The organism is Nocardioides taihuensis (assembly GCF_042657275.1).
Taxonomy (GTDB): domain Bacteria; phylum Actinomycetota; class Actinomycetes; order Propionibacteriales; family Nocardioidaceae; genus Nocardioides; species Nocardioides taihuensis.
This window is the reverse complement of sequence record NZ_JBHSKD010000009.1, coordinates 154,639-170,582: the sequence shown is the minus strand read 5'-3', so window position 1 is coordinate 170,582 and position 15,944 is coordinate 154,639. Positions and strand designations below refer to the sequence as shown.

At 74.6% G+C, this 15,944-nt stretch carries 12 protein-coding genes and 1 riboswitch; of the genes, 6 read left to right on the top strand and 6 right to left on the bottom strand.

Going from position 1 to position 15,944, the window contains the following annotated elements; translation table 11 throughout:
• The first annotated feature begins 10 nt into the window (after positions 1-10).
• From ACFPGP_RS10315 to ACFPGP_RS10295, 5 genes are all read left to right on the top strand, one after another.
• Entirely contained in the window at positions 11-613 is a 603-nt protein-coding gene (locus ACFPGP_RS10315) for a MerR family transcriptional regulator (RefSeq protein ID WP_378589808.1), read from the top strand.
• A gap of 115 nt (positions 614-728) precedes the next feature.
• A riboswitch (glycine riboswitch) is annotated at positions 729-828 on the top strand.
• 81 nt (positions 829-909) lie between these two features.
• Entirely contained in the window at positions 910-3,783 is a 2,874-nt protein-coding gene (gene gcvP / locus ACFPGP_RS10310) for an aminomethyl-transferring glycine dehydrogenase (RefSeq protein WP_378589806.1), read from the top strand.
• A gap of 10 nt (positions 3,784-3,793) precedes the next feature.
• On the top strand, positions 3,794-5,083 hold the full coding sequence (locus ACFPGP_RS10305; protein ID WP_378589804.1) for a serine hydrolase domain-containing protein: 1,290 nt from the start codon (positions 3,794-3,796) through the stop codon (positions 5,081-5,083).
• Positions 5,080-5,979: a CHAD domain-containing protein gene (locus ACFPGP_RS10300; protein ID WP_378589803.1), complete on the top strand. Its 900-nt coding sequence runs from the start codon at positions 5,080-5,082 to the stop codon at positions 5,977-5,979. Before ACFPGP_RS10305 ends, ACFPGP_RS10300 begins: the two co-directional genes overlap by 4 nt.
• Before the next feature lie 77 nt (positions 5,980-6,056).
• The gene (locus tag ACFPGP_RS10295; protein WP_378589802.1) at positions 6,057-6,416 is read left to right on the top strand and encodes a hypothetical protein; all 360 of its coding nucleotides are present in this window, start codon (positions 6,057-6,059) and stop codon (positions 6,414-6,416) included.
• A gap of 281 nt (positions 6,417-6,697) precedes the next feature.
• Here the strand turns inward: ACFPGP_RS10295 and ACFPGP_RS10290 are convergent, their stop codons facing one another.
• The gene (locus ACFPGP_RS10290) at positions 6,698-8,089 is read right to left on the bottom strand and encodes a metallopeptidase TldD-related protein (protein ID WP_378589801.1); all 1,392 of its coding nucleotides are present in this window, start codon (positions 8,087-8,089) and stop codon (positions 6,698-6,700) included.
• The gene (locus ACFPGP_RS10285) at positions 8,089-9,615 is read right to left on the bottom strand and encodes a TldD/PmbA family protein (RefSeq protein ID WP_378589799.1); all 1,527 of its coding nucleotides are present in this window, start codon (positions 9,613-9,615) and stop codon (positions 8,089-8,091) included. The genes ACFPGP_RS10290 and ACFPGP_RS10285 overlap by 1 nt, the downstream gene beginning before the upstream one ends.
• A 253-nt stretch (positions 9,616-9,868) precedes the next feature.
• On the opposite strand from ACFPGP_RS10285, the gene ACFPGP_RS10280 reads away from it, so the two are divergent.
• The gene (locus tag ACFPGP_RS10280; RefSeq protein WP_378589798.1) at positions 9,869-10,372 is read left to right on the top strand and encodes a hypothetical protein; all 504 of its coding nucleotides are present in this window, start codon (positions 9,869-9,871) and stop codon (positions 10,370-10,372) included.
• 80 nt (positions 10,373-10,452) lie between these two features.
• Here the strand turns inward: ACFPGP_RS10280 and ACFPGP_RS10275 are convergent, their stop codons facing one another.
• From ACFPGP_RS10275 to ACFPGP_RS10260, 4 genes are all read right to left on the bottom strand, one after another.
• On the bottom strand, positions 10,453-11,217 hold the full coding sequence (locus ACFPGP_RS10275; RefSeq protein ID WP_378589796.1) for a class I SAM-dependent methyltransferase: 765 nt from the start codon (positions 11,215-11,217) through the stop codon (positions 10,453-10,455).
• Positions 11,218-11,259: 42 nt separating this feature from the next.
• Positions 11,260-14,256, bottom strand: a complete 2,997-nt coding sequence (locus ACFPGP_RS10270; RefSeq protein ID WP_378589795.1) for an AAA family ATPase — start codon at positions 14,254-14,256, stop codon at positions 11,260-11,262.
• Positions 14,253-15,434, bottom strand: coding sequence for an exonuclease SbcCD subunit D (locus ACFPGP_RS10265; RefSeq protein WP_378589793.1), 1,182 nt, complete (start codon positions 15,432-15,434; stop codon positions 14,253-14,255). Before ACFPGP_RS10265 ends, ACFPGP_RS10270 begins: the two co-directional genes overlap by 4 nt.
• Positions 15,435-15,606: 172 nt before the next feature.
• The gene (locus tag ACFPGP_RS10260; protein ID WP_378589791.1) at positions 15,607-15,891 is read right to left on the bottom strand and encodes a Fe-S cluster assembly protein HesB; all 285 of its coding nucleotides are present in this window, start codon (positions 15,889-15,891) and stop codon (positions 15,607-15,609) included.
• Positions 15,892-15,944 lie beyond the last annotated feature (53 nt).

The window sequence follows — 15,944 nt, the reverse complement described above, 5'->3', positions numbered from 1 at the left end:
CGGAGGATCGATGGGCACCAAGGAGCACGAGCAGGACGCGTCGGGCGAGGCCGTCCTGGCTGCCGAGGCAGCCGAGGAGCAGGGCCTGCTGTTCACCGACGACGTCTCGCCGCTGCCCAGCGACGCCGGCTACCGCGGCCCGACCGCGTGCAACGCCGCCGGCATCACCTACCGGCAGCTCGACTACTGGGCGCGCACCGGGCTGGTCGAGCCCACGGTGCGCGGCGCCACCGGCTCCGGGTCGCAGCGGCTCTACTCCTTCCGCGACATCCTGATCCTCAAGGTGATCAAGCGGCTGCTCGACGCCGGCATCTCGCTGCAGCAGATCCGCACTGCGGTGCAGCACCTGCGCGAGCGCGGCACCGACGACCTGACGCGCGTCACCCTGATGAGCGACGGCGTCTCGGTGTACGAGTGCACCAGCAACGACGAGGTCATCGACCTGCTCCAGGGCGGGCAGGGCGTGTTCGGCATCGCCATCGGCGGCGTCTGGCGTGAGATCGAGGGCACGCTGGCCGAGCTGCCGAGCGAGCGCACCGCTCCCGAGGTCGACGAGTCACCGACCGCGGGCGACGAGCTCGCGGCGCGCCGCGCCGCCCGCCAGACCGGCTGACCGCCCCGCTCCACCGAGCGACCACCGAGCGACCACCGAGCGACCACCGACACGGCCCGGGTCCCCTCCAGGACCCGGGCCGCGTCGCGTCCCGGTGGTAGATTGGGCGCGCTGACGATCCCGTGCGGGAGAGTCTCCGCCGCAAGGCTGCGGCGGAGCGCCGAAGGGGCAATTCCTCCCCGGAACCTCTCAGGCGCCCGGACCGCACGGACCAGGCAACTCTGGAGCCCACCGGCAACCCCGGGACGGTGACAGAGGGGGAGGCGACCCGATCGCAGCGATCAGAGGAGCCCCCCGTGTCGGACCACCCCACCCTGGCCGAGCTCGACGCCGCCGCGCCGTTCGCGGACCGTCACGTCGGCATCGACGCGGACGCCGAGGCCACCATGCTGGCCACGCTGGGCTTCGGCTCGCTGACCGAGCTGATGGACGCGGCGCTGCCCGGAGGGATCCGGTCCGCCGACACCCTCGACCTGCCGGCACCCGCGAGCGAGGACACCGTCGCGCGCGAGCTGCGCGCGCTCGCCGCCGACAACCGCCCGGCCGAGTCGCTGATCGGCCTGGGCTACCACCCGACGCTCACCCCGCCGGTGATCCGACGCAACATCCTCGAGGACCCGTCCTGGTACACGGCGTACACGCCCTACCAGCCGGAGATCTCCCAGGGCCGGCTCGAGGCGCTGCTCAACTTCCAGACCGTGATCGGCGACCTGACAGGGCTGCCGACCGCCAACGCCTCGCTGCTCGACGAGGGCACCGCGGTCGCCGAGGCGATGACCCTCGTACGACGCGCCAACCGCAAGGCGTCCGGGCCCTTCGTGCTCGACGCCGACGCGCTGCCGCAGACCATCGAGGTGGTGCGCACCCGCGCGGCCGCGATGGGGATCGACGTCGTGGTCGCCGACCTCGACGCCGGCCTGCCCGAGGGACCGCTGTGCGGTGTGCTGGTGCAGTACCCCGGCACCTCGGGCCGCGTCCGCGACCCGCGGCCGCTGGCCGAGGCCGCCCACGCGCGGGACGCCCTCGTCGTGGTCGCCGCCGACCTGCTGGCCCTCGCCGTGCTCGAGGCGCCCGGTGAGCTCGGCGCCGACGTGGTGGTCGGTTCCTCGCAGCGCTTCGGCGTCCCGCTGTTCTACGGCGGTCCGCACGCCGGCTACATGTCCGTGGCCGCCGGCCTCGAGCGCCACCTGCCCGGCCGCCTGGTCGGGGTGTCGATCGACGCCGAGGGCAAGCCCGCCTACCGGCTGGCGCTGCAGACCCGCGAGCAGCACATCCGCCGCGACAAGGCGACCTCCAACATCTGCACCGCCCAGGTGCTGCTGGCCGTGGTCGCCTCCATGTATGCCGTGCACCACGGCCCCGAGGGCCTGCGCACGATCGCGACTCGCACCCACCGCTACGCGGCCGTGCTGGCGCGCGCGCTGGCCGACCACGGGGTCGAGGTCGCCGAGACCGAGTTCTTCGACACCGTGGTCGCCTCCGTGCCGGGCCGCGGACAGGCGGTCGTCGACGCCGCACGCGAGCGCGGGCTGCACCTGCGGCTCGTCGACGCCGACCGGGTGGCCATGACCACCTCCGAGGTCACCACCCACGGCACGCTCGAGCGGGTGCTCGCCGCCTTCGGGATCGACGACGTCGACCTCGAGGCGCTCGACCACGCCACCGGCGACGCGCTCCCCGAGCCGCTGCGCCGCCGCACGCCGTACCTCACCCACGAGGTGTTCTCCCGCCATCACAGCGAGACCGCGATGCTGCGCTACCTGCGCCGCCTCTCCGCACGCGACTACGCGCTCGACCGCGGCATGATCCCGCTCGGCTCGTGCACCATGAAGCTCAACGCGACCACCGAGATGGAGCCGGTCTCGCTGCCGGGCTTCGCCGACCTGCACCCGTTCGCACCGGCCGAGGACGCCGCCGGTTACCACGCACTGGTCACGCAGCTCGAGGGCTGGCTGGCCGAGGTGACCGGCTACGACCGGGTCTCGATCCAGCCCAACGCCGGCTCGCAGGGCGAGCTCGCCGGCCTGATGGCGATCCGTGCCTACCACCAGGGCCGCGGCGACGACGCCCGCGACGTCTGCCTGATCCCGTCGTCGGCGCACGGCACCAACGCGGCGTCCGCGGTGATGGCCGGCCTCCGGGTGGTGGTGGTCAAGGCCGCCGACGACGGCACCGTCGACCTCGACGACCTGCGGGCGAAGTGCACCGAGCACGCCGACACGCTGGCCGCGATCATGGTCACCTACCCCTCCACCCACGGGGCCTACGAGGAGACCATCACCGAGCTGTGCGAGATCGTGCACGGCGCGGGTGGCCAGGTGTACGTCGACGGCGCGAACCTCAACGCGCTGCTCGGCTACGCGAAGCCGGGCGAGTTCGGCGGCGACGTCTCGCACCTCAACCTGCACAAGACCTTCTGCATCCCCCACGGCGGCGGCGGACCGGGCGTCGGCCCGGTCGCGGCGCGCGCCCACCTCGCGCCGTACCTGCCCTCGCACGGCATGCACCCCGACCCCGCGCAGCGCGAGGGGATCGGGCCGGTCAGCGCGGCGCCCTACGGCTCGGCCGGCGTCCTGCCGATCTCGTGGGCCTACGTGCGCCTGATGGGCGCCTCGGGGCTGACCCGGGCCACGGCGAGCGCGGTGCTGGCCGCGAACTACGTCGCCAAGCGCCTCGGCGACCACTTCCCGGTGCTCTACACCGGCCCGAACGGGCTGGTGGCGCACGAGTGCATCCTCGACGTGCGCGGGCTGACCAAGGACACCGGCGTGAGCGTCGACGACGTCGCCAAGCGCCTGGTCGACTACGGCTTCCACGCCCCGACGATGTCGTTCCCGGTGGCCGGCACGCTGATGGTCGAGCCCACCGAGTCCGAGGACCTCCGCGAGCTCGACCGGTTCTGCGACGCGATGATCGCGATCCGCCGCGAGATCGACCGCGTCGCCGCCGGGGAGTGGACGCCCGAGGAGTCGCCGTTGCGGCACGCCCCCCACACCGCCCGCGCGTTGGTGGGCGAGTGGGACCGCGGCTACCCGCGGGAGCTGGGCGTCTTCCCGACCGGCGTCGACCCCGACAAGTACTGGCCGCCGGTCGCGCGGATCGACCAGGCCTACGGCGACCGCCACCTGGTCTGCGCGTGCCCGCCGCCCGAGGCGTTCGACGAGTCGTGACCCGGCACCGATGACGAGCTCCTGGCAGGCGCGCCTCGACCACCTGCAGGCACACGGCCGGCTGCCCTCCGTGGTGGCCGGCGTGCTGCAGGGCGGGGAGCTGGTGTGGGTGGGTGGTGCCGGGGCGGTGCCCGGGCCCGACCCGTCCGACGTGCAGTACCGCATCGGCTCCGTCACCAAGACCCTCGTCGCGGTGGCGGTGCTGCGGTGCCGGGCTGACGGCCTGCTCGACCTCGACGACCCGATCGGCGAGGTCGTGCCCGAGACGGGGTACGCCGCGGCGTCGGTGCGCGACCTGCTGACGCACGCCTCGGGCATGCAGAGCGAGCCGGTCGGGCCGTGGTGGGAGCGGTCGCCGGGGGTCGCCACCGACGCGCTGCTGGCGGCCAACGACGGCTCGGGCGCGGTGGCGGGCCCGGGGGAGTTCTTCCACTACAGCAACCTGGGGTTCGCCCTGCTCGGCGAGGCCGTCGCGCGGCTGCGTGGCGGCACGTGGTGGGACGTCGTCCGGGCCGAGCTGCTGGTGCCCCTCGGCATGCACCGCACGTCGTACCTCCCGGAGGCGCCGCACGCCGAGGGCCGCAGCGTCGGCCACTTCGACGGCGTGCTGACCGCCGAGCCGCACCAGGACACCGGGGCGATGTCTCCCGCCGGGCAGGCGTGGAGCACGGTCGCCGACCTCGCCCGGTGGGCGCGCTTCCTCGCCGGTGGCCACCCCGACGTCCTCGACGCCGCCAGCCTGCGTGAGGCGGGCACGCCGGCCCTGGCCCCCGACTACGGCCTCGGGCTGCGCGTGCTCGACCTCGGCGACCGCACGATGGTCGGGCACACCGGGTCGATGCCGGGCTTCCTGGCCAGCCTGTTCGTCGAGCCCGGGACCGGCGACGGCTCGGTGGTGCTGGCCAACGCGACCACCGGTCTGGACACCGACGGCGCTCCGCGCGCTCTCCTCGGACCCGGTCCGGACCCCGTGCCCGAGGACCCGTGGGTGCCGACCACCGACCTGCCGGGGGAGGCCTCCGACCTGCTGGGCCTGTGGTTCTGGGGCAACACGGCCTTCGAGGCGCGCTGGAACAACGGCGCGCTGCACCTGCACAACCTCGCGCTGGCCGAGCGCGAGGAGGTCTTCGTGCCCGAGCGCGGCGCCTGGAGGGGGACGTCGGGCTACCACCGCGGGGAGCGCCTCGAGGTCCACCGGCGCCCCGACGGCACGGTGGGCCACCTGACCTGCGCGACGTTCGTCTACACCCGCGTGCCCTACGACCCCGAGGTCGAGATCCCCGGCGGACACCCGCGGTGACCGGTGCGGAGCAGTCCGCCGGTGAGCTGCTCGCCGGCTGGATCGGCGACCAGGTCGCGGAGGTCGCACGCCGGGTCGACGACCTGCGTCGCGGCGAGCCCACCGGGATCCACCAGGCGCGGGTGTCCTCGCGCCGGCTGCGCACCACGCTGACGGTCTACCGCTCGCTGCTCGACCGCCCGCGCACCGATCCGGTGGGGGCGGAGCTGCGGTGGTTCGCGGGCACGCTGAGCCCCGCGCGCGACCTCGAGGTCGTGGTGCCGCGGGTGCTCGGCCTGCTGGGCACGGCGCCCCCCGGTGTCGTCGCGGGACCGGTCAGCGAGCGGATCGAGGCCGTACGCCGTGCCGCGACCGACCAGGAGAGCGTCGTGGTGGCGGCGGTGCTGGCCTCGGAGCGGCAGCACGCGCTGATGCGGGAGCTGGCCGGGCTGACGACCACCCCGGCCCCCGGGCCGGGCGCCGCAGCTCCGGCCGGTGAGGCGCTGCCCCCCGTGCTGCGCCGGGAGTGGCGACGCCTCGAGCGCCGGGTGCTGGCCGCGGAGGAGGCCGGGCGCACCGCGGCGGACCACGACCTCGCGGTGCACGAGGCACGGAAGGCGGCCAAGCGGATGCGCTACGCGCTCGAGCCCGTCGAGCAGCTCGGGGGAACCACGGCCACGGCGTTGCGCGAGCGCGTCAAGGAGCTGACGGCCGTCCTCGGCCTGCGCCAGGACACCGTCGTGGCCCGCGACTTCCTCGCCCGGGTCGCCGCGGCGGCCGCCGCGGCGGGCGAGCCGGTCACGACGTACGCCTGGCTGGCCGACGCCGAGCGGGCGGAGGCCGCCCGGCTCGACGACGCGTTCGCCGTGGCCTGGGAGGCGGCCTGCGACCCGGCCCTCCGTGGCTGGTGGGGCTGAGGACGGGGGCGGGGCACTTCGACCCTGTTCCGGCGCATCCCGGCGCGGGAGGCTGGAAGCAGGCAGAGGAGGCCGTCATGGAGACCCTTCAGAAGCCGCTGCCCACCGACCCCGGTCGCGACGTACGCCGGGCGTGGTGGTCGCTGGCGCTCTACGTGCCGTCGTTCGTCCTCGCGTTCGTGGTCGGTGAGGGCCTGATGTCCGCCTTCGGCTACGAGAGCGGTGAGGACGTGCCCGTCTGGGTCTACGCCGCGGCAGGCATGCCCGCCTGCCTCGTCTTCGCGCTGCCGCTGCTCGTGACCGTGCCGCTGTCCCGGCACGCGGCGCGGGCCGGTCGGCGTGACGCCTGGATGCCCGTGTGGATCGGCTCGTTCGTCGCCGGGATCTTCCTGCTGCAGAACCTGGCATCCCTGGCACTGACCTTGCTCGTGGACTGACGAGCCGGCACGCCCCGACGTACCCGATGCGGTCCGTCCGCCTGCCCGAGCGGTGCGCGAGCAACCTCGATCTTGCCGTCGTCCCACATGCCGAGCTTCACGAACCGGGCGAGATTCGTCGGGCCAGCGTGACGTGACCAGCCGCTGCGACGGGGGATGCCCTGCCGTTCCCGACTCGTGGCACGTTCCCGGGACATGGCTGGCCGACAGCGCCCAGCTCATCCGCGCCCGCGCTTCCGTCTGGTGCCCCGGTGGGCAGAGACGTCGGACGGACCTGGCGCCTACAGCGCCTGCGACACGCTCGACATGTTGAAGTCGGGCACCCGCAGGGCCGGAGTCGCCGTCCGGCTGAAGTAGTCGTCACCCCACTCGCGGCTGAAGCTCGGCACGGTCTGCGAGGCGTGGGTGAAGCGGCGCAGCAGGTCGACCGGGCTCTCGTTCCACCGGAAGTTGTTGACCGCTCCGGTGATCTCGCCGCCCTCGACGAGGTAGACGCCGTCACGGGTCAGGCCGGTGAGCAGCAGCGTCTGCGGGTCGACCTCGCGGATGTACCACAGGCAGGTGAGCAGCAGGCCCCGCTCGGTCCCGGCGACGAGGTCATCGATGTCGCCGGTGGCGGCGTCGACCGTCAGCGCGAGGTTGCCGATGGCCGGGGTGACCGGCTGCCCCGTCATCTCGGCCGTGTGCCGGGTCTGCAGCAGGGCAGTGAGCCGACCGTCGCGGATCCAGTCGGTGCGCTCGAGCGGGAGGCCGTTGTCGAAGACCGACGACTCGTTGTCGGACGACGCGGCCACCACGAACGGCGCGCACGCCAGGCCGTCGGCGGCGGGATCGGACCAGAGGTGGACGCCGGGCTTGACGATCTCCTCGCCGATCCGCGTGCCGCCGATCCCGCGCTGGCTGTAGACCGACTGGCCCTCGTGGGCGGTGCGCGCCCCGGCGTACCAGTAGGCGTCGATCATCAGGTCCGCCACGGCGCTCGGCGGCAGGATCGTGTCGTAGCGTCCGGCCGGCAGGTCGACCCGCCGGCCCGCCCAACCGAGGCGGGTGGCGAGCTCGGCCTCCATGGCGAGGGCGTCGACGTCGGTGAAGTCGCGGGTCGCGCCACCGACCCAGGCGCTGCTCGTGAGGTCGGCGGTCTTGCCGGTGCAGCCGTAGTGCCCGGTCGGCTGCACGTGGCGCAGGCGCAGGCCGGTGGTCGAGCCGAGGTAGGTGGTGGTCAGCTCGTGGTTGACGAACCCGTAGAGGAGACGGCCCCCGTCGTGCGCGCGGCCGAACGCCTCGCCGAGGGCGGGGGCGAAGGCGTCGTAGACGTGGATGTCGGTGGGCACGGGCGCGTCGTCCCAGTCGGGGGACGTCGCGTCGCGCACGAGCTCGTTGGCGTCCTCGGCGGGGGAGCCCGCACGGGCCGCCGCGTCGGCGTTGCGGACCAGCTCGGCGACCTGCTCGGCCGTCGTGGCGCTGCCCGTCACGGAGCCGGCGGCCATGCCCCCGGCGCCGCGCACGAACGAGACGACCGTGACCCAGCGCTTGTGCATGAGCCCGTTGGTGGTGAGCGTGTTGTTGGCCCACCGGAGGTTGGCGCTGGTCTCGTCGCGGACGATCGCGATGCAGTCGTCGGCGGTCGAGGAGGCGAGCGCGTGCTCGACCAGCGACTGCGGGGTGGTGGTCATCACTGGCCTGCCTCGGAGGTGGTGTTGAGGATGCGGACGCCGCGGAACAGTGAGGTCGGGCAGCCGTGGCTCACGGCCGCGACCTGCCCGGGCTGGGCCTTGCCGCAGTTGAACGCGCCGCCGAGCACCCAGGTGTCGGGGCCGCCGACGGCCTCCATCGATCCCCAGAACTCCGTGGTGGTGGCCTGGTAGGCGACGTCGCGGAGCTGGCCGACCAGCTCGCCGTCCTGGATCCGGTAGAAGCGCTGCCCGGTGAACTGGAAGTTGAACCGCTGCATGTCGATCGACCACGACTTGTCGCCGACGACGTAGATCCCGCGCTCGACGCGGCCGATCAGCTCCTCGGTGGAGGGCCCGTCGGGGGCCGGCTGCAGGGAGACGTTGGCCATCCGCTGGATGGGGATGTGGCCGGGGGAGTCGGCGTAGGCGCAGCCGTTGGAGCGGCCGTCGTTGAGCTCCGGCTTCATCAGGCCCATGGCCCGGTCGAGCTGGTAGCCGACGAGCACGCCGTCGCGCACGATGTCCCAGCTCTGGGTGGCCACGCCCTCGTCGTCGTACCCGATCGTGGAGAGGCCGTGCTCGACGGTGCGGTCGCCGGTCACGTTCATGACCCCGGAGCCGTACTGCAGGGAGCCCAGCTTGTCGTAGGTGGCGAACGAGGTGCCGGCGTAGTTGGCCTCGTAGCCCAGCGCGCGGTCGAGCTCGGTCGCGTGCCCGATCGACTCGTGGATGGTCAGCCAGAGGTTGGAGGGATCGATGACCAGGTCGTAGGTGCCGGCCTCGACGCTGGGCGCCTTGAGCTTTTCCGCGAGCAGCTCGGGGACCTCGGCGATCTCCTCGTCCCAGTCCCAGCCGCCCTCGGATGCCGGTCGGGTGAGGTACTCCCAGCCGCGGCCGACCGGCGGCGCGATCGACGCCATCGAGTCGAAGGTGTCGGCGCCGGTGCCCATCGCCTCGAACCCCGGCTGCAGGCGGACCCGCTGCTGGGTGGTGCGGGTGCCGGTGAGGTCGGCGTAGTACTTGTTCTCCTGGACCTGCTGCAGGAACGCCGTGGCGTGGTCGACCGCGGCCCCCTCACGCAGCCGGTTGGTCCAGTCGATGAGGAGGGCCGCCTTCTCGGCGGTGGGGACCTCGAGCGGGTTCACGTCGTACGACGAGACCCAGGTGACGTCGGCGTGCACCGGCTCGGGAGCGATCTCGACCGGGACGGGCGTCATCTCGGCCGCGACCAGCGCGACCGCCACCGCCTGCTCCGCGACCCGGACCGCCTCCTCCGACGTGAGCACCACCCCGGACGCGAAGCCCCAGGCACCCTGGTGGATCACGCGGACTGCGAACCCGAGGTCCTCGGCGTCGCTCGCGCCCTGCAGCGCGCCGTCGCGCACCCCGAGGTGCTGGTAGCGCACCCGCTCGAAGCGGAAGTCGGCGTGCGTGGCGCCGAGCTCCTGGGCGCGCTGAAGCGCGGTGTCGCCCAGGGCCCGGTAGGGGAGGTCGGTGAAGGTCGCGTCGAGGGGCGGTCCGCTCATGGCGACGAACCTATCCGAGCGGGCCACCGAGTTTCCCGGCGCGACGCCGGTCCGGGGCTCCCGACCGCGAACGCGGTGCCGGGGGACCCGATGCAGGGAGACCGACGATGGCCAGCACGCTCGCCTCGACGTCGCCAGGTAAAGCATTCTCCACCATTTGGGGGAAGTCAGGACGTCCCACCGACCGGGCTGCGATGCGCGCTCCTACGTTCGGCGTGCAGGGCGAGTCACGCCGTTCGAAACCGTGGGAGAGATGACGATGAAGCGAGTCGCAGCAGCACTGGTCCTCGGGATGGTGGCCACGCTCGGGGCCGTGGCGGCCCCGGCCGCCAACGCCAACGAGATCGGCTACCAGGGGTGCACCCCCGGGTACTGGAAGAACCACACGGACAGCTGGCAGGAGGCCACGACGGCCTCACTGTTCTCCAACAAGTTCGGCAGCGCGGACGAGGGTCCCGCCACCGGCCAGAGCGGCTGGCTGGCGGGCAAGACCTTCCTGCAGACGCTGCAGGCCAAGGGCGGAGCCGACCTGGCGGGCGCCGAGCAGATCCTTTCGCGCGCGGCCACCGCCGCCTACCTCAACGCCGCGACGGAGGGCCTCGGCTACCCGTGGCGTCGTGCGAGCGAGGGCCTCGACGGCCGGCCGCCGCTGGTGCCGACCGTGCGACACACGCTCAACACCGGCACGCGTGAGGACATGATCGCCCTGGCGACCTGGCTCGACAACGACAACAACCTCGGCTGCCCGCTGAACTGACCAGCGCCCCCGAGCCGGTCGCCCGCCGGTCGGGCGACCCCCGGTGCCCGTCCCGATCCCAGCAGTCGGGACGGGCACCTTCACGTCCGGGCGCGGCCGGTCGCGGTCCAGGCGGTGGCGGCGAGCTCGAAGGGCCCCTCCGGCAGCCGTCGGGCGCACGCGTCGCGCAGCGCCGTGCGGCCGGCGTCGTCGAGCCCCGCGACGTGGACGCCCGCTGGTCCGACGCCGAGGGTGAACGGCTCCCACCACTCGTCGAGGTCGCGGAAGGGCACGGTCACCACGAGCCAGCCCGTGCCGACGTCGTCCGCACCCGCCGCGACCAGCAGCTCGCCGAGGTGGCCGTCGCGGGTGCCGGCCAGCTCCGACTCGCCCGGGGCGTCGGGGTCGAGCTCGTGCACGGCGTCCCAGAAGAGGCTGAGCGGCCCCTGCCCGCCGGCGTGGTCCCAGACGCACGCGGCGACGACGCCGCCCGGCCGGGTCACGCGCAGCATCTCGGAGAGACCCCGCACCGGGTCGGCCATGAAGTGGACGACGAGCTGCGCCAGCGCCGCGTCGACCGTGTCGTCACCCAGGGGCAGGTCCTCGGCCGGAGCCTCGTGCACCTCCACCGACGGCAGCCGATGGCGCACGGCGGCGACGAACGGCGGTGACGGGTCGACCGCGACCACATGCCCCGCGCCGAGGCGGTCGACGAGACGGCTGGTCAGCGCGCCCGTTCCGCACCCGACGTCCAGCACCCGCTGCGGCGGTTGCAGGTCGACGGAGGCCAGGAACAGGTCGGCCAAGGGCTCGGAGAAGCGCCCCATGAACTTCCGGTAGGACTCCGCCGGGACGTCGAAGCTCACGTCGGGTGAGCCTACGCCGATGACGGGCAGCGCGACGGGCGCTCAGCCGGAGCGCACGAGCCGGACGGTGGACCCGTCGCGCCTCTTGCCGACGTGGAGCTGGGTCGGGATCCGGTCGCGCATGTCGGCCACGTGGCTGACCACGCCGACGACGCGCCCACCGTCGCGCAGGCTGTCGAGGGTGTCGAGCACGTCGTCCAGGGTCTCCGCGTCGAGGGCGCCGAACCCCTCGTCGACGAACAGGGTGTCCAGCTCGGTGCCCCCCGCCTCGTGGGCCACCACGTCGGCCAGGCCGAGGGCCAGCGCGAGCGAGACCACGAACGTCTCGCCGCCCGACAGCGTCGCGGGGTCGCGGGCCTCGCCGGTCCAGTCGTCGCGGACCAGCAGGCTCAGGCCACCTCTGGTCTCGCCGGCACCGCGTCGGCCCGAGTGCTCGAGCCGGTAGCGCTGGTCGCTCATCCCGGCCAGCCGCTCGTTGGCGGCGGCGACGACCTGTCCCAGGCGGTGGGCGAGCACGTAGGCCGACAGCCGCATCTGCAGCCGGTTGTCGGGAGACTTGCCCTCCGCGAACGACGCGAGGCCCGTGGCAACGGCCAGGTCGTCGCGCAGCGGCGCCCACGCGGCCAGGGCCTCGTGGAGCTCGGTGACCAGACCGCTCAGCCGACGGGCGCGGGCCGACCAGACGGCCGCCTGCGCGCCGGCGTCGGCGACGGCGTCGAGCGCCTGCTCGTGCGCCGCCACGAGGACCGCGACGTCGGGGAGCGGCGCGGCGAGGAGCGTCGGGAGGTCGCCGTCGTCGACCACCGTGGCCAGCGCGTCGCTGCGTCGTTCGTGCTCGGCCGTGCGGCGCGCCAGCGCCTCGACCTCGGCGGCCCCGCGCTGGGCGGCTGCCGCTGCGCCGGCGTCGACGAACCCGGCCTCCTCCGCGGCCACGGTCCAGGCCCGGCGTGCGAGCTCGGCCTCGTCGGCGGCCACCGCCGCCTCGCGCCGGGCACGTGCAGCGTCGCGTCCGGCCGCGACCCGCGCGAGGTGCTGCTCCAGCAGCGTGGCGAGGTCGGGAGCGTCGCTGTCGGCGAGCGCCGCGTCGACCACCGCGGCGAGCGTGGCCTCCTGGCACCGCAGGCCGCGCAGGGCGGCCGTCAGCTCGGCTCGCTGCGCGCGCTGCTCGACCAGCGCGGCGGCCAGGTGGCGGCGCCGTGCCTCCGCCTCGGTGACCTGGTCGCGGATGCGCTCGCCCTCGTCGGCGAGCGCGGCGAGCCGGTCGAGCTCGCCGGAGGCCGCCAGCAGCTGTGCCTCGAGGTCGTCGACCGGCAGGTTGCCCGAGCGCTCGCCGAGCAGGGCCAACGAGCCGGTGAGCTCGCGCACCCGCTGCTCGTGGGCGTGCTCGGCGGCCTTGGCGTCGTCGAGCGCCTTGAGGGCCGCGGACTCGTCGGTCGACGTCGGGGCGCCGGTGCGGGACTCCGCCTTGTGGGGGTGCTCGGCCGAGCCGCACACGGGGCAGCAGGCGCCGACGGCCAGCGCCCCCGCGAGCTCGGCGGCCATGCCGTCGATCCGCGCCTCGCGCAGGTCGAGCCAGTGCTCGCGGCGGGCCTGGGACTCGACCACGGCCGCGGCGAGCTCGACCCGGGCCGCCTCCAGGGCCACGGTCAGCGCGGGGACCTCGCGGGCCGCCCCCAGGCGGGTGCGCAGGTCGTCGACCAGGGCCGACTGGGCGCCCAGCCGGGCGGCCGCGGCGTCCGCGGTGGCGAGCGCCTCGTGCACCCGCGTCAGCAGCGCCGGCAGCGCCGCGTGTGCCCGCACCGTCTCGGTCGTGCGGCCGGCGAGGTCGTCGAGCCGCGCCTCGTGATCGGCGACCTGGGTGCGCACGCGGTGCAACCGCGCCTCGTGGGGCAGTGCCTCACGGACCGCGTCGGCCGCGGCCGACGCGGCGGCGACGGCGTCGTCGAGCCCCTCCCCGTCGGGTACGACGAGCAGCGCGCACGCCCGGTCGGACGCGTCCCGCGCCTCCTCGGCCGCCCGCTGCGCCCGCTGGTCGGCGAGGTCGCTCGCGCGGTGCAGGGGAGCCAGGCCCGCCGCCCGCCGGGCGGCCTCGAGCACGGCCAGGTCGGCGGCGTGCCCGGGCGCCTCGACCAGCAGCGCGAACTGCTCGCGCAGCGCGGCGTCGAGGCGCCGGCGGCGCTCGAGCGCGGTGCGGCCGTCGTCGAGCGCCGTGCGCGCCGCCTGCTCGGCCGCGACGGCCGACGCGACGGTGGTCTCGGCACGGGACGCCTCGGCGGCCGACCCCCGCGCGCGACCGGTGGCCCAGGCCGCCAGCGTGCCGTCGTCGGCCGGGGCGGTGAGGTCGCGGACGTCCCACGACGCGGGCAACGGCTCCTCGGTGCACTCGCTGACCCGGCTGACGAGGTCGGCGACGCCCCGCTGGGCGTCCTCCGACCGGCGCCGCAGCTCGGTGCGGTGGTCGCGCAGCCAGCGCTCGACGTCGGCGAAGCGACGGGTCCGGAAGAGCTGCTCGAGGAGCTTGTGCCGCTCCTCTGAGCGGGCGCGCAGGAAGGCCTGGAAGCGCCCCTGCGGCAACAGCGCCACCTGGCAGAACTGCGCGAGGTTCATGCCGAGCAGGCCGGAGACGAGGTGGCCGGTCTCGTCGAGCCGCGTCGACAGCAACGACCAGGTGCCGGCGCGCCGCTCGGCGAGCGTCACCGCGGCCTGGTCGGTGGTGGTGCCGTCACCGCGCTTCTTCGGACGCTCCCAGGCGGGGGAGCGGACGATGCGGAAGCGGCGTCCGGCCACCGTGAGCTCGAGGCGCACCTCGGGGCGCACGCCCGGCGCGGCGTGGTCGGAGCGCAGCCGCTTCGCGACCTGCCGGTCGCCGGGGACCTCGCCGTACAGCGCGAAGCACACGGCGTCGAGCACGCTGGTCTTGCCGGCGCCCGTGGCACCCGTGAGCAGGAAGAGCCCGCCCTCGGACAGGGCGTCGAAGTCCACCCGCACGGTGCCACCGAACGGGCCGAACGCGGTCGCCTCGAGCTCGTGCAGCCTCACGGCCCGCCCTCCTGCACCGACGACAGGAGGGTGTCGACGTCGCGGTCGTCGCAGCACGCCTCGACCGCGTCACGCAGCAACCGCGACTCGGCCGGGGTGGCCGGCGTGCCCCGCAGGTCGGCGACGAAGTCGCGGGCGATCGTGTGGTCGTCGCGGGCGCGGTCGCGGACGGCCGGGATGGCGGGGCCCGGCGGACGGGCGGGCTCGAAGGCGAGCACCAGGGCGTGGGGGAACCGGCGCCGCAGCCGCTCCATCGCCTGGAGTGGGCGGGCGTCGTCGGTGAGGGTCGCCTGCACCCACGACTGCTCGTGGACGGCGAGACCGGGGTCGCGCAGGAGGGTGTCGAGGTCGCCGCGCAGGCGGGCCAGCGGCCGCGGCACCGGGGCCTCGACGAACTCGGCCCGGGCGAAGCCGCCGGCGTCGAGCTCGACCAGCCACGACCCCTTCACCTGGTCGGCCTCGGAGAAGGAGTAGGCGATCGGCGACCCGCTGTAGCGGACGCGCTCGGTCAGGGTGTGCCGCCCGTGCAGGTGACCGAGCGCGGCGTAGTCGACGCCCTCGAACACCACGGTGGGCACCATCGAGACGCCGCCGACGCGGATGTCGCGCTCGGAGTCGCTCGTCGGGGCCCCGCCGACGAAGGCGTGCGCCAGCACCACCTTGCGCAGCGAGCGGGTGCGGCGGCGGGCGATGTCGAAGTGGATGCGGGCCATCGCCTCGCGCAGGGCGGCCTCGTGGGAGCGGGCCGGGAGCGACCACGGCTCGCGCAGGTGGTCGGGGTCGAGGTAGGGGATGCCGTAGACCGCCACGGCGCCGTGCTCGTCGTCGAGCAGCACCGGCGTGCCGACCCCGGCCGCGTCGGTGCGGAAGTGGATCCCGGCCGCGTCGATCAGCCGCGAGCCGAAGCCGAGGCGCTGGGCGGAGTCGTGGTTGCCGCTCGTGACCACGACGCGGGCCCGTGAGGCGGCGAGCCGGGCGAAGGTCTCGTCGGCGAGCTGGACCGCGTCGACCGGCGGCAGGGCACGGTCGTAGACGTCGCCGGAGACCACGACGAGGTCGACCCGCTCGCTCTCGACCACCGCGAGCAGGTGGTCGAGGTGGTCGGCCTGGTGCCCGAGCATGCCCTCCCGGTGGAAGGACCGGCCCAGGTGCCAGTCGGAGGTGTGGAGGAGCCGCACGGCACGACGGTACGAGCCCGCGCCGACACCCTCCGACCACCACGCCGCACGGGTGGCGAAGTGCCGGAATCTTGACGAAAGCCGACGCCCCGCGGACCGGGCGTGGAAGGCGGTCCGCGGGGCGTCGGGTGCTGTCAGTCCGGCTGCCGGGCCGGCCGCCGGGTGGGCTGGCTCAGCCCCGGGGGGCCAGGCCGAACTGCACCGAGCCGCTGCCCTGGTCGACGGTGGCGTCGAGCACCTTGTCGTCGAGCTCGAGGGCGGCGGCCTGGTCGAGGTAGACGGTCGCGCCGCCCTGCTCGAGCACCTGGTCGCCGGGCTCGGGGTCGGCCACGGGCGTGACCTCGAAGGCGGGCTGCCCGTCCACCTCCCCGGTGGCGATCCGCAGCCCGGAGGCCTGCGGGATCTGCTGGGCGATGTCGCTGATGAGCGTGCTGGCGTTGTCGGTCAGGGTGAGCATGGGCTCGCTTCCGATCGCGGTCAGGACCCCTCCACCGTGACAAGTCGGGGCCG